General features: G+C 47.1%; 16 protein-coding genes and 1 other annotated feature. All 16 genes read right to left on the bottom strand.

Annotation, left to right across the window (positions count from 1 at the left end; genetic code table 11):
• Positions 1-119: 119 nt before the first annotated feature.
• A complete protein-coding gene (locus JOD02_RS07305) occupies positions 120-482 on the bottom strand; it encodes a flagellar protein FlaG (RefSeq protein WP_204488307.1) in 363 nt (120 codons plus the stop codon).
• A gap of 469 nt (positions 483-951) precedes the next feature.
• Entirely contained in the window at positions 952-2,217 is a 1,266-nt protein-coding gene (locus JOD02_RS07300; RefSeq protein ID WP_204488306.1) for a flagellin N-terminal helical domain-containing protein, read from the bottom strand.
• Between the two features lie 380 nt (positions 2,218-2,597).
• Positions 2,598-2,828: a carbon storage regulator CsrA gene (gene csrA, locus JOD02_RS07295; protein ID WP_204488304.1), complete on the bottom strand. Its 231-nt coding sequence runs from the start codon at positions 2,826-2,828 to the stop codon at positions 2,598-2,600.
• Positions 2,829-3,034: 206 nt separating this feature from the next.
• Positions 3,035-3,478, bottom strand: coding sequence for a flagellar assembly protein FliW (gene fliW, locus JOD02_RS07290; RefSeq protein ID WP_204488302.1), 444 nt, complete (start codon positions 3,476-3,478; stop codon positions 3,035-3,037).
• 2 nt (positions 3,479-3,480) lie between these two features.
• On the bottom strand, positions 3,481-4,038 hold the full coding sequence (locus JOD02_RS07285; protein WP_204488300.1) for a DUF6470 family protein: 558 nt from the start codon (positions 4,036-4,038) through the stop codon (positions 3,481-3,483).
• A gap of 166 nt (positions 4,039-4,204) precedes the next feature.
• On the bottom strand, positions 4,205-5,089 hold the full coding sequence (gene flgL, locus JOD02_RS07280) for a flagellar hook-associated protein FlgL (protein ID WP_204488299.1): 885 nt from the start codon (positions 5,087-5,089) through the stop codon (positions 4,205-4,207).
• Between the two features lie 183 nt (positions 5,090-5,272).
• Positions 5,273-6,940 (bottom strand): flagellar hook-associated protein FlgK, encoded by a 1,668-nt coding sequence (gene flgK / locus JOD02_RS07275; protein WP_204488297.1) that lies wholly within the window; start codon positions 6,938-6,940, stop codon positions 5,273-5,275.
• A 17-nt stretch (positions 6,941-6,957) separates the two neighbouring features.
• On the bottom strand, positions 6,958-7,455 hold the full coding sequence (locus JOD02_RS07270) for a flagellar protein FlgN (RefSeq protein WP_204488295.1): 498 nt from the start codon (positions 7,453-7,455) through the stop codon (positions 6,958-6,960).
• A gap of 64 nt (positions 7,456-7,519) precedes the next feature.
• Entirely contained in the window at positions 7,520-7,804 is a 285-nt protein-coding gene (flgM, locus tag JOD02_RS07265) for a flagellar biosynthesis anti-sigma factor FlgM (RefSeq protein ID WP_204488294.1), read from the bottom strand.
• A 131-nt stretch (positions 7,805-7,935) separates the two neighbouring features.
• A complete protein-coding gene (locus JOD02_RS07260) occupies positions 7,936-8,352 on the bottom strand; it encodes a TIGR03826 family flagellar region protein (protein WP_204488292.1) in 417 nt (138 codons plus the stop codon).
• 180 nt (positions 8,353-8,532) lie between these two features.
• Positions 8,533-9,252 carry a ComF family protein gene (locus JOD02_RS07255; RefSeq protein ID WP_204488290.1) on the bottom strand — a complete coding sequence of 240 codons (720 nt, stop codon included), beginning with the start codon at positions 9,250-9,252 and terminating at the stop codon, positions 8,533-8,535.
• A 105-nt stretch (positions 9,253-9,357) separates the two neighbouring features.
• Positions 9,358-11,598, bottom strand: a complete 2,241-nt coding sequence (gene recD2, locus JOD02_RS07250; protein WP_204488288.1) for an SF1B family DNA helicase RecD2 — start codon at positions 11,596-11,598, stop codon at positions 9,358-9,360.
• Between the two features lie 532 nt (positions 11,599-12,130).
• Complete coding sequence (gene aroF, locus JOD02_RS07245) at positions 12,131-13,144, bottom strand: 3-deoxy-7-phosphoheptulonate synthase (protein WP_204488286.1); 1,014 nt, start codon at positions 13,142-13,144, stop codon at positions 12,131-12,133.
• Positions 13,145-13,214: 70 nt separating this feature from the next.
• Positions 13,215-13,603, bottom strand: a binding site (T-box leader).
• Between the two features lie 111 nt (positions 13,604-13,714).
• Entirely contained in the window at positions 13,715-13,861 is a 147-nt protein-coding gene (locus tag JOD02_RS07240; RefSeq protein WP_204488284.1) for a YvrJ family protein, read from the bottom strand.
• Positions 13,862-14,092: 231 nt separating this feature from the next.
• Complete coding sequence (locus JOD02_RS07235) at positions 14,093-14,308, bottom strand: DUF2922 domain-containing protein (protein WP_341534551.1); 216 nt, start codon at positions 14,306-14,308, stop codon at positions 14,093-14,095.
• Between the two features lie 33 nt (positions 14,309-14,341).
• Positions 14,342-14,566, bottom strand: coding sequence for a DUF1659 domain-containing protein (locus tag JOD02_RS07230; protein ID WP_204488283.1), 225 nt, complete (start codon positions 14,564-14,566; stop codon positions 14,342-14,344).
• Positions 14,567-14,612 lie beyond the last annotated feature (46 nt).

Here is a 14,612-nt window from a genome sequence, read left to right as displayed (position 1 = left end):
CAAAATACTTATATTTACACCACTTCGTATTCACCTGTAAAATCTTGACAGTCTATATCTTTCTTGTCAAGTGTAACGCATCATGTTTTACGCTTTCTCGCTCGCATTAGCATCCCTTTTTATACCTTCTCATCCACAATTATCCCGGCCAGTTCCCACAGCTTGGCAATTAAGTTGAGTATCTTCTCGGGGGGAATCTCGCGTATTACCTCGTTTGTCTCGGTATCTATAACCTTTATCACTATAGTATTTGTCTGCTCATGGATGGAATACTCAAAGCGACGGTTTGTGCCTTCCAAGGCTTTGTTGACTTGCTTAACAGCGTAAATGATATCCTGATGATTCACATTCGTATCGGAATTAGTAGAACTCATCTCCTGCATATTGGAACCAAACTCTTTTGCTCCGGTACTTTTTATCTGATGTGCAATCCTGAGCACAGATTTTGTACCTATAACAGCTGGAATTCCTTCCACTCGCATGCAAACTCTCCCCTTCTATAATGTCTTCTGTCTTCTATAATAAAAATATCGGATTATTACAAACAAATCTTTACAGGATTCATGAAAATTAAAAGGCCTTCATTATACTGTTGAATTTCCTATTTACAGCAACATTACAGCTTATAGACATAAAGTTAAAATATTCCTACATACTTACCCCAAAATCCTTCAGCCTATCCTTGCATCTATGCTTAAGCCGGTATGTATTCATACTTTACCTTTTACGGTGCTACACTGATCTCAAACATCATTTGAAAATTCAGCTCTTCCTTTTTCCACATTGTATCCCTCCAAGTTAACATCTTTACTTCTTTGAGAAGCTAATAAACCTCGTCATTAAAGTTACAGTACAACATCCATAAAATTCCAGATGTTTTCGACAATATCCAGTATACGAGTATAAATATATAAAAAAGCCAGAGGAAAATTCCTCTGGCTTTTCTCATGCTTACCTGAGCAACTGTAACACCGCCTGAGGCAACTGATTGGCCTGCGCAAGCATTGCCGTTGCAGCCTGCTGCAGTATGGTCTGCTTAGTAAACTCCATCATCTCTTTTGCCATATCTACATCACGGATACGGGACTCGGCTGCCGTGAGGTTCTCTGCAGATACCTCAAGGTTGTTGATTGTATGCTCAAGACGATTCTGGTAAGCACCAAGCTTAGAACGTTCAGCAGATACCTTTTCAATAGCATCGTTAATAGTAGTAATTGCAGCAGTAGCTTTGTCATAACTCGATACATCAACACCCTTTACTTCAAAAGAAGTGTTACCACTAAGAGCCGCTCCTAATGTAAAAAGTTCATTCCCGGCAGCATCTTCAAAAGTTTGGCCATTTGAAGATCTAGCAACAACCTGACCGCTTGCATCCTTCAGTTCACCACTACTTGCATCATAAGTATAAGTTCCTGCCTCTAAACCTTTATTGGTCACTGTAGCAGTCCCTTTTGCCTCTAGAGTACCACTATTATCATAAATAGTAACAGTCCCGCTGATTACACCATCACTAAATGAAATTTGATCTGAAGCATTAGCTTTTGCAGTATATGTCTTGCCCCCATCGTTACTTGTAGCAATCACTAATCCATTACTATCAACAAGTTGATACTCATCCCTTGATGCATCATATTTTACTGCATACGTACCGGTTTCGAAACTACTATTAGTATTACCAACTGTACCAGTAATTTCGTACGTCACACCGCCCACTACACCTAATGCGAAACCTCTCATATCGCTTATCTGCAGTAATAAATTCTGCTTTTCATTGGCTCCAATCTGGAAAACACCATTAAAATTACCATTTAAGAGCTTCTGGGTATTAAATTCGGTAGTATTACCAATCCTTGCAAGCTCCTGGGCCAACTGATCTATCTCCTTTTGTATCTCTGCCCTATCAGTTTCTGTATTGGTATCGTTCGCCGCTTGGACAGCCAACTCTCTCATACGCTGCAGTATAGCATGTGTCTCATTCAAAGCACCTTCTGCAGTTTGAATCAATGATATAGCATCCTGAGCATTCTTGGAAGCCATAGTGAGGCCTTTGATCTGACCCCTCATCTTCTCTGATATGGCCAGTCCTGCTGCATCGTCTCCTGCACGGTTAATCCTCATACCAGATGAAAGCTTCTCCAGGGACTTTTGAACACCAGTATTATTAACGCTTAACTGTCTGTATGCATTAAGAGCGATAATGTTGTGATTAATCCTCATACATCATTCCTCCCTGAATTTTTATTTTTGCCCAAATCCTTTTGGGCATTTTAATTAAATGCCCCTCCTTTGCCCGGCCGCTGCAAAGGATAAGGCTTAGTTTTTGTTTTCACTTATATAAATCGACAAAATCTTATATAAACTTTAGTGGCTAAATTAGAATTTTTATAGACTTTTTACTGGCTTTTTAGAAACTTTTTATTGGTTTTTAGTAAATTTTGCCTGTACCTTTCAACACTCTCCTTTTGAAATCTCCAGTGGTCTCAAAAATTTTTAATTAAAGCTTCTCTACGGCTCCTATGGGTAATAACATACTTAACGCCACAATCTCCCACAACTCATACAGTTTTTCACCGTGGTAGCAATTATCTTCCTCAATACTACTCTCTCAGCACCCTACCCAGCTCTTCAAGCGAAATAGCGGCGCTGTCCACCACCGCCTCACGGTTGGCCTGGCTGACCTCATCCATGAGCTCCTTCCTTAGAATGGATATATCCTTTGGAGCATTTATCCCTATCCTGACCTGGTCTCCCTGCACCTCTATTATCTTCACCTCTATGTTGTCGCCGATTAATATCGATTGGCCCGGCTTTCGGCTTAAAACCAGCATGTCTCCACCTCTTAACTTTAAGTTACATGCAAAGCTCCCAATACTTTCAACAATAACCCAAAAAGCCCCTCATGCCTTGATTTGTAATTATTGTCCGTGAGCTTCTGCCAAGTACACCGTATTAGACACTTATCACACATGCCATAAACCACCACTTATGCCACTCCATCCCCTTATGCTACACAGCATATAATGCTTTTACCCCTCTATGCCCCTTTTCTCATCTCTTCGAGTATGTAGTGTCTTGTCGTGTACTTATCATCGTCCAGTATCACCTGCATGGCTATGTTCTTCTTGGCATTGATCACTATAGGCCCCTGTAAGTTAGCAGTCATCTTTGACATATCCTGCGGAATGACGACGATGGATAAAAAGCGTATATCTGACGGGTCATCCACCTCCAGCTTCTGTAAGACCTCCTCATTTATCGAAGGCGAATAGTCCTTTTTAAAAACAAACGGGTCTATGACCACAAAGCACACATTGGGATTATGTACCGCATGAAGCCACATGAAGGGGTTGTTGTCCCCCACTTTACCCAACAGCACATATTCCTTTATGTCCTCAAAGCCGTAAAGGCCGTAAGGAAATCGTATGATCTCCTCCTCGGATATTTCAATATAGCCAAAGTGCTTGGATTCAATGATCAATTTCACACCCTCCTGTCCAAATTACGCCCCACATATTCTATGGTAATGCTGGGGTACTGCCTTAAGTAAATATCGACTTTGTGAAGCGTAACCCTGTATCTCACGGGATGCACAACTGCATTAAAATGAACCTCGCCAGGATAATAATCTATGCTAACCCCACCCGTCACAAAAAACCTAGGTTTAGGGAAGGGTAGACTAATCGGTTCCGGTTCGGGCGTGTGGTATGACCTTTCCTCTGCAATATCGGCTATGGGGTTTCCTCCCTGCTCTATAGCAGCCAGCCTGTCGCCGTCCTGTGCTGTCTGGGCAATATACTCCATCACCCGCTGGTAACCCTTTTGAGCTTGAGCCCGTGCAAGGTCAAGAAAATTCTTATATCCCAACTCAGCAAAGCACTCATATTGATCAATGTACACTTTTGCCGGCTGGGTCTGTATATTAAGCCTCGGTGGTTGATGCTGCATCTCAACAAAAGGTCGAGAGGTATCTATCTCTAGTTGGGCCGGCTGCGTACGGATCCCTATCAAAGCCGGTGTGGTAGTGATACGCAAAAGCATGACTTCTCTCCTTGTATTGCGTAAAATTTCCCTCGTCTGTAAAATCCAAACAAAAGCATATAACCCATTTAACTAAATATTAAAAATGTTGCAAAATTATAAACCTGTTGTTTTATAGAGTTTTAAATGCCCATCATAAATTTACACTTATACATCAACAACACTCTTATCTCAAAAAGTCTACAAGCGTTGGCATGATGATGCGTGCACCTGCCGCCAACGATGCCCTGTACACATTCTCGGCCTCTTTAAGCCGCACTATCACCTCGGCGATATCGACATCCTCGTTCTGCGAGAGCAGATTCGTGAAGTTTATCTCCTCCTCCTTTAGCCTTGCCCGAATAAGCTCAAAGCGGTTTACCTTGGCGCCCACAGCCGAGCGTTGGGACAATATCTGGGTCATGCGCTGGTCTATCTCGCCGATGTAGCTGTCCAGGTTGGTATTCGCACCGCTTCTTAGATCGTTTTTAAAGCGCTCGAACACGTCGTAAATCTTGTCTATCTCGGCACCGCCATCACCACCTAGGACGTTCACCTCTATGCGGTTGCCAACACCTATCTCAAAGGCTATCTTGCCACCGTCGCCTTGATAAATAAGCTGCCCATTCTGCTCGACAAACGCCGGTTGATCCGTCCTGTACCCCGCAAATATGTACCGTCCCGCATAGGTGGCATTGCCTACCTGCACGATATGTTTCTGCAGCTGCTCGATCTCGTCGGCTATGGCCATCCTGTCCTCGGGGGCAAGGGCCCCGTTGCTGCCTTGGACCGCTAGCTCCCTTGCCCTATGGAGCACGTCGCCCAGGTCCTTGAGTGCCGACTCTGTAGCCTCAAGCCACGATATGGCGTTGTCGGCATTGCTCACATACTGCTGGTTATATGCAAGGTCCGCCCTCAGCTTGAGCGACTTGGATACCGCCACCGGGTCATCCGACGGCTTCAAGATCCTTTTACCGGATGAAAGCTGACCCTGCAGCTTTTCAAGGTTGCGCATATTTCTAGCATAGTCACGCATCATATTGGTGATGAGCATCCCATTGGTTACACGCATCTCTCAAACCACCTTTTTGCTGTTTCTAAGTTCAAATTTCCCTTGTAAATTCACTAACAACAAGCCATATTTATATAGCTATATAGCATATAATAACTCAAGCATTTCGCTTGCCTTCAAACTCCATCCAAAAATAAGTAACTTGTTTCTTCCGTTCTAAAGTCTATCCGCAAGCCCCAAAAACTACCTTCCCACAACACCCATCCTGTTTATCAGCACCTCTAGCATCTCGTCAATGGCAGTCAAAATCCTGGCAGAAGCGTTGTAGGCGTGCTGGAAGCGCACCATATTGGCCATCTCCTCATCCAGCGACACACCCGATACCGACTGGCGCCGTTTGTCCATCTCATTGACCAGGATTTCTTGGTTGTCAGCCATATGTGCTGCTTGACGGCTGGCTACCCCCAGGGTGGATATAAGGGCTTTGGTAAAGTTATCCATATTATCGCACTCCGGCACGTAGGTCTTGTGCCTTAAATCGAGAAGCCTCAGTATGTTTTTGTTGTTGCCCTTGGCTTGGGTCGGGTCAAACCCATTTTGGGGATCCATCCCGTTAAGTTTATCTTCTTCATCAAAATAAATAGCCGCGATATTGTTCCAGTCGTTTCTTATCTCGTCCGATATGGTTATGAACTTGGCTATGGGCTGTCTAACGCTAGCCGGGTCAAAATTGGCACTGCCGTCCGAGAAAAAGTATACACCGGTCTTGCCGTCCAATGTGTATCCCTGACTGTGGATTTCGTTGAAAGTAATCATAAGGGTATGGGCAAACAGGTTCCACATGCGCATGTAGTACGGTATACCGTATTCGGCGTTCTGGTTGGGTGCAGGCTGGAACTGGGCATTGGCGGATGAGGTGCCCATCTGGCCACTCGACATTCCTGGCTCTAGCAGCTCCTCTGGTACCCCAGGCAATGGCTGCTCCTTACCCCCTATGCCATCCCGCATGTCGATGAAGCCCTTCAACGTGCCCCCTGTGATGTTGACCCTTTCATCAGTGTCCTTCCACACCACTTCCACCAGCTCATCCACATCCACGTGGTTGTTCTTGGGGTACGGCATGCCGTTTATACTGCTGCTTCTGGGTATAACGTCCAGCTCATAGACTTTGGTATGACTAACCAGCGTCTGCCCCGCTATGTCCACCCTGAACCTGCCGCTGGCATCCTCATACACCGATACCTGCACTATCTTGGACAGGTTATCCACTATCAGGTTGCGCTGGTCGCGCAGGTCGTTAGCTGGTCGACCGGTAGACTCAAACTTGAATATCTGTTCATTTAAAGCCGCTATCTCCCGTGCAAAGGAATTTATATCGTTTACATATGAGATAATGGCTTGATTGGCCTCGCGTTGTAATTCTTCCAACTTCACATAGACATTCCTTATATTCTCAGTAAGTGCCAGGGCCTTTTGCTGCACCGTGGCGCGGGTAGTCGGGTCCTCAGGATTTAAGCTCAAAGCTTGAAGTGCATTGAAAAACTCGTTGAGCACCGTGTTTATTCCCGACTCTGAAGGCTCGTTGAATATGGCCTCGATGTATGCCAGCATATCCCTCCTTACTTCCCATTCGCCCAGAGCCGTCGATTCCTTGCGGTATTGCATGTCCAGGTACGCATCGCGTATCTGGCGCACCTGCTGTATGTCAACGCCACCTCCCACGGCATATCCGCCGTAGGTGGTAAACAGCCCCAAGCCAGTCCCAGGCTCTATAGCCTTCTGTATTACCTGCTGGCGGGAATACCCCTTTGTATTGGCATTGGCGATGTTGTGCGCCGTAACCTCCAGATTTGCCTGGTTGACGTGCAGCCCCTTCCTTGCAATCTCCAGGCCGTAAAAAGTAGAACGCATGAAGCTCACTCCCTGCTTTATACCTTTTTGTCTATCAGGCTGCGGCCCTGCTGCTTGGTACTGGCTTCTCCGGTTTTACCGTATATGCTTCCTGCCTGTCCCCGGCCGGTGATCAAGCCTATCGAAAAATTGATAAACTCCAGGTTGTTCTTGATGAGCCGCTCGTTTATCTGGTTTACCTGCTTCTGCTCCTCTATTATGCCGGACAAGCGATCCTGCAGCTGCTTGAGTTTCTCCTTAATCTGACCCTCTGACTGCGATACAAGATAGGACACCGTCACATCTTCAAAAGATAAACCCTGCTCTTCTGCAAAACCGGATACCAAATCCTCTCTTTTATCCTCAAGGCTCCTCAGCTCAAATATGAGCCGCTCCTCCATCTCCACGATCTTTTCAAGCTCACCTATATCGGCATTTGCAATAACCTGCGTCTTCTTTTTGGACAGTTCCAGCAGTATACCGTAAAGCTCGCACTCCTTTTCCAACACGTCAACAATTTTTTGAAGGTCCTCCATGAAACATCAGTCCCTCACACGCGATTTCGCCTTCACCGCTTGATACAAATCGTGCTTCCCTATGCTACCTATCCTGTTTCAGCAAGTCATCTACCATCTTTGAAGCGACGCTCCGGCTATCTATACGGTACTGCCCGCTTTGAATCCGCGCCCTTATCTCCTCCACTTTAGCCACACACACACCAGGATCCGATTTAGCAGCCTTTAAAGCCTCTTGAAACACTTTAGCCTCCTTTGACAGTATCACCTCATCGGCCTTGCCGCCTTTGTTCTTAACGCCGCGGACCTGCAGGTCCTGGCTGGCGTACAAATTCAATATGCGGGAAATGCGCGTCGAATCTATCTTCAAACCCTTTCACCTCTTTAACACGAGTCATATATAATATCGGCAAGAGCGCATAAAAAATTTAGGGGCAGTTTGTACTTTCCCCTTTAAAGCGCATTTTAGAACTTTGCTTAGTCATTTTTTGTTGATGTGTTTCACTCTTTGTTTTTCTTAATGATATAGTCAGCCAGGTGTATTTTGCCCACCTCATGCTTCAAATCAGCAACCTTTCTGGCGGACTCATTCAAGCCCTTTTTAAGGCCTCTTTCAAAGGCCGCAAGGCAATCCTTGCACATCCTCCCAGTGGTGATGGGCTTGCCACACCGCTCACAGGTCAGCGCTAGTGAGGGCTCTTTAAGCTCCAGCCTCCCCTCGCGCAAAAACTCGAGAATAATCTTCTCCTCCACCTCCGTAGCCTCTGAAACCTCGACTATTGTGGCATCGGGATGCTCGTACAAATAATCCCTCACCTTTTTGTACATCTCGTCCAGCTCCATAACACAGCTAGGACAGTACTTTATACCATTATACTGAAACAGCCTGTTGCATCGTTTACAATTGCGAATATCCATGTTTCCTCACCCCTTATAAATAAAAGTACGCCCTCGAAAAGTCCGGGAGCTTCATTTTGGCTTGTTTGAAGGTTCGGCCCAGAGACTTTACCCCCAAATTATTCTGGAAGGTTGTCCTACAAAATCTATCGTTATGCCTACATGACCCGGCTACTTTTCGAGAGTGTCCTAAAATAAAGCCTAACGGCCAGTAGCCAACGTAAACACATACACCTTTCGGGCTCCCGCCTCAAGCAGCACCCTGCTGCACTCGTCAACCGTACTACCTGTGGTAAACACGTCGTCTATCAGCAAAACCGACTTGTCCCGCACTGCTTCAGGCGCCTTAACCTCAAAGGCACCTTGCAAGTTTTGCATGCGCTGGAATTTACTAAGCCCTGCTTGTGGGGACGTATACTTCTTACGAACGAGCACATCCTCGTTCACCGTCACGCCGATGTATCTCCCCAGCTCTCGAGCCAGCAACGCCGATTGATTAAACCCTCTCTGGCGCTGCCTCCTTGAATGCAGCGGTACTGGCACAATGACGTCCACATTCCAGTTGCAACGCTGCTCAAAGGCCTGAACCATCCACCACCCCAGTGTACGGCTGAGATACGACACGCCGCCGTACTTAAAACGGTGTATGAGCTGTTTTATCTCAGGAGTATAGTGCAGGACAGATACGGCCTGCTCAAAATGATAGAGCACATAGGCACAATCGTTGCATATGCCCTCCTCAACCACTGGCCTGCCACACTTAGGACACACCGGCGGGACAATGACCGGGAGTGCATCAGCACATGCCCTGCAAACCCCTTTGTCGTCTATGTCCCTAACCCTTTGCCGGCACAGGATACAAGCTATGTTCTGGGGATACAGTATATCGAGAATAGCTTCCTTAATTGCAAACAGATTCAACAGCACCACCTGTTTCAATTTTTTAATATGATGACATAGAAATTTTGGGCTTATACACCTCTAATTTTCCTATAAACCAAAAAGTGTATTTTGCCGGTTTCTATCTCAAACCCCTTTAATTGAAAAATGTGGTGCCGCAAACAGTTTCCTGAAATGATGCATAAGTCCCGAATACCGCTTTTCCACGTAGTCGTTCCTCACCATGGCCTCGATGGCCCGTTCTCGCCCCACTATGACCACCATCTCCCGGGCCCTGGTCACCGCTGTATAGAGCAGATTGCGGGTCATGAGCATGGGCGGCCCCCACGCCAGGGGGATGATGACCACCGGAAACTCGCTGCCCTGGCTCTTATGAATGGATATGGCATAGGCAAGCTCCAGCTCGTCCAGCTGGGAAAAATCATACACCACTTCCCTGTCGTCATCAAATACAACGGTTACGCTCTGCTCTTCATGGTCTATGGCAGCGATGTAGCCTATATCGCCGTTGAAGACCCCTTCACCCTCCTCCACCACCTTACCGTAAACCTTCCTCTTCCACGATGTGCGGTAATTGTTTTTGATCTGCATTACCTTATCGCCTTCCCTGAACAATGTGTTTCGAAATAGCTTTTCCTGCTTTTCATGCGACGGGGGATTGAGCACCCTTTGCAGCTCGGTATTCAGATTGTTAACTCCAATATCGCCTTTGCGCATAGGCACAAGCACCTGTATGTCCTTCAATGGATTGTAATCTCCAAAAGCAGGTAACCTCCGGCATATGAGTTCCAGAACGGTATTCAATATCTGCTGCGGTGTCTCACGCCTTACAAAGAAGAAATCGCCGCCCTTTACGTTAAGTTGGGGCACCAATCCCTGGTTAATCCTGTGAGCGTTGAGCACTATCATGCTCTCCTGGGCTTGCCTGAAGATCTCGGTTAAACGCACCACTTTTATAATCCCGCTTGTGATTATATCCTTAAGCACGTTGCCCGGCCCTACCGAAGGCAACTGGTCCACATCCCCCACCAGGATCAGCCGCGTGCCAGGCACTAGGGCCTTCAAAAGGTGGTTCATAAGGAGCACATCCACCATGGATACCTCGTCTATTATCACCGCATCAGCCAGTATAGGATTGTCTTCATCCCTCTGAAAATAAGGGCCTTCATTGCCGTAGCTGTATTCCAGCAACCGGTGTATTGTCCTAGCCTCTCGGCCGGTGGCCTCGGTCATGCGCTTTGCAGCCCTGCCGGTAGGAGCCGCCAGCACCACAGTCATCCCCTGCTGCTCCATCAACTTTATGATGCAGTTTATAATAGTAGTTTTGCCGGTACCGGGCCCACCTGTTATGACCGTCACACCGTTCGATAAGGCTTCCATCACGGCTTCACGCTGCTTGAGCGCCAGGAGTATGCCTTCCTCTTTCTGAAATCTCCTGAGCATATCCTCCAAGTCAAACTCAGCCGGCCTCACATCCACCATGGACAGCTCAACGAGTCGCCTGCACACGCCCACCTCAGCGTAATAAAAAGGCGCAAGATACACCGCCGTCTGACCTTCGATATTCTCCAAAAAGGCCGACTGTTTAAGGGCAAGGGACGTAATGGCGTTTTCGACCAGGCCTTTGTCCACTCCCAGCAAAAGGGAAGCCTGTTCCACCGCAACATCCCTGGGCAAATAGGTATGCCCATCAGCCGCCGCCTGGGAAAGCACGTATTTTACCCCCGCCTCAATACGGTATGGCGAGTCAAAAGCCACGCCCATGTTTTGCGCTATCTTGTCGGCAGTTTTAAACCCTATGCCCGCTACCTCATCGGCCAGACGATAGGGATTTTCCTTTATGATGCCGATGGCGTCATTGCCGTACATTTTGTATATCTTTATGGCGTAAGTGGTGGTGATGCCATAGGACTGAAGGAACATCATGACTTCCCTGATTTCCCTGTGCTCGGCATAGGAAGCGACTATCATCTCGGCGCGCGCAGGACCAATCCCCTCTACCTCTGTGAGGCGCTCGGAATGAAATTCTATCACCTTTAACACATCCATGCCAAAGCGCTCGATGAGCTTCCTGGCGGTGGATGGCCCTACCCCTTTTATAAGCCCTGATGCAAGGTATTTTTCAAGGCCGTCTAAAGTAGAAGGCACGACGCTCTTCATGGCATGAATTTTAAGCTGCTGGCCATAATCGGGATGCATAGTCCACTCGCCCACGATTTGCACTTTCTCGCCCACATTGGCATAGGGCAGGCTGCCCACCGCCGTCACCAGCAGCCTGGTTTCATCATCCCGCACCTCTATGACGGTAAAGCCGTTGTCGTCATTGCGAAACACCACTTCCTCTATGACACCCGTAAGCTCCACCACTTTTACAAGCCACCCACTTCCTATGGACGCATTTTCAATATATGAGATAACATTTGCCAATACACTAAAATTAAGCACTTTGTGGTTGCCTAAAAAGTAAAAATGTTTTGTAGAAGTACAAGTGGTTTTAAAACGATTGATATAACCTCGTTTGGTAATTATTTCTTCAAAAATATTAAATACGCCCACTTCCTATAAATATTACTATAATACAAAAAAACACCTCACCGCATATCACAACATCGTATTATACTAAAATTTATGGTATAGCCAGCAACTGTATGCCTTTTAAGATATTTTACCATATCCCTTAAGATGATTCATCCCTTTTCTCCAATTTTGCTTTCTCTTACGCCGAATCTGTCGGGTAACCCCTTGTTAGCAATACCACATCACAAGAGAGATTACAGTTGCTTGTATAGCAACACATCTTTTAACCTACGAAAATTGCAAAATGGCGACGAAAAAAGTTACAATTGCTTGTACAGCAGGCATCTTTACCGACAAATCAACATTGAAACAGCACTACAGACTAAAGCTCACGCCCAACTGCCTGCGCCACTGGCTTTAGCGCCTCCATCAATTGGGCAAACTTATCCGGGTGGAGGGACTGCGCTCCGTCGCTGGCCGCATTGGCAGGGTCGGGATGCACCTCTATCATGAGCCCATCTGCCCCGGCGGCTACAAAAGCCTTTGCTACCGCCTCCACCCATCTCCAGTTTCCTGTACCATGGCTTGGGTCGGCTATAATAGGAAGGTGGGAAAGCTCCTTAACCACCGGAATGGCGTTGATGTCCATGGTGTTGCGCGTCGCCGTCTCAAAAGTGCGAATCCCCCTCTCGCACAGTATAATGTTTTGGTTGCCGGCATCGGCGATATACTCGGCGGCCATGAGCCATTCCTCGATGGTGGCCGACAGGCCGCGCTTTAAAAGCACCGGTTTGCCTGAAAGGCCGCATTCTTTAAGCAGTCGAAAGTTCTGCATGTTGCGCGCCCCTATCTGCAGTATATCTGCATATTGGCTTACTAGCTCCACATCTCTGGTATCCATCACCTCGGTAACCACTTTAAGGCCGGTCATTCGGGCAGCCTGATATAGCAGCTTAAGCCCCTCCTCTTCCATACCCTGGAAGGAATAGGGTGAGGTCCTGGGCTTGTAAGCCCCACCCCTGAGCACGGTAGCACCTGCCTCTTTTACCCTGCGGGCCACTTCGCATATCTGCTCCTCGCTCTCAACAGCACAGGGACCGGCCATCACCACCAGCTTTTTCCCGCCGATTTTCACATCGCCCACTTCCACCACCGTATCCTGCTTTTTAAGCTCGCGCCCCACCAGCTTATACGGCTTCATTATGGGGACTATGCTTTCCACCCCCGGCAATTGCGAGAGGTTATGCTCTTTCACCAGCTTTTTATCGCCTATGGCGCCTATCACCGTTTTTACCTCGCCGTGTATGGGATGGGTTTTAAAACCCAGCTCCCTCAACCGCTTTTCGACGTTTTCAATCTCTTGTTGAGTAGCGCCGGGCTTCATGACCACAATCATTTTAAAGCACCCCCTCCAAACATTTTGTGATAAACCCTCAAAATTACGGTTATAAAAAAATCCCCGTCCTGTTTAGGACGGGGAGCCTTTCCCGCGGTACCACCCAAATTGGTTATCGGTATACGATAACCCTCTCGTTTAAGGATACTTGCCATTGCTCAATTTAAAAAGGCAAGGGCGCCATATCCCCCTTCCTGTATAACGGCGAAGGCCACCGTCTCAGCCTACGCAGGGAACACCCCTCTACGCCCAATTTCACTGGTTTACACTTTCCTTGCCAGCCCTTACTCAATGGCCAGCTGCCCTGCCTATACCCGCTCATTCTGGCTCTTGGGTAGTTCCCCTTCAGCCTGCAGCTCCCGGGAGAACTTCCATATACCGCTCACCACCGGGCTCGCACCTTACCCCGGCTCTCTGTAGGCTCGCAGTACATGTACTTTTCCCGTTCACAGCCTTTTTATACGATATTTCCATTTTTATTGTGAGAAATTATACTATATCACTGCGGTAAGAGTCAATACCTCTTCCTAAATTAGGGCTATGACTTTTCCCGCCTCACCAAGCCATTTTTCAACGTTCCATAGCAGTTATGGCACGTGCCAGCTCGTGAATGGACTGGGTTAACCCCTCCAGCTTTCCCTCAATGCGCACCAGCAGATACACCGATAACACTATGGGAAAACCGACGTTGCCAACAAGGCTAAGCAGTTGTTCCATACATTTACCTCCCCAATTCATAATATTTTGTAAAACGCTCGATTGTACCTATAACAGCAATGTCACTTTGTCAAGATGGGTATCATTTTATGCATTTTATGCATAACAACAGCTCAATTGATGGCACAATATCATAAAAAACTAAACTCTAGCTGAAATGAAGAAAAAATCCTTTAACCTAGTCTCCTTTAAAAAAGATAGAGGAGTGGCGAGCACCCCTCTATCTTTCCTTCAAATCAGCTGCAAAGGCTGGACTTCCGTATCAATTATATTAGCTTCTGCTATCTCGACCAGCCCGCCTTCTATATCGAAGGGATTTACGCTGAGCACCAGGTCCATAAACGCTTTAACCTCAGCCGGCGTAAGGTCAGGGCGTGGGTCATCCAGCGTAATGCGGTAAGTTCTGCCCTGCCCTGTTTTAAAGACCATCTCCAGCGTCTGTGCCACCTGTCTCACCTCCCATACCAAAGTTTAAGCCAATTATACATTGACGTAGTCAAACTGCGCTGTTTTGCGTATGGCTATCACCGGGTGTGACTGAAGCGATGCCAAAGCCGCAGCTATGTTGTACAAGTCAGCGTCAGATACAGTGGGCTTTATTCTGGTCAAGCTCCTGGTTCTGGTGATCCGCCTTCCATTTTGGCCCTGCCCCATATCCAGCTGAATCTGAAGCCTTGTATCCATGGGCCTTACCTCCAACGCCATCGCCCTCACCTCCTTTTCTTTATCTACTTACTAGAATTCAAAACCT

Origin of the sequence: Caldicoprobacter guelmensis, assembly GCF_016908415.1 — a bacterium.
Lineage (GTDB): Bacteria > Bacillota > Clostridia > Caldicoprobacterales > Caldicoprobacteraceae > Caldicoprobacter > Caldicoprobacter guelmensis.
Note: the sequence above shows the minus strand (reverse complement) of the source record. Positions and strands in the feature narration are given on the sequence as shown.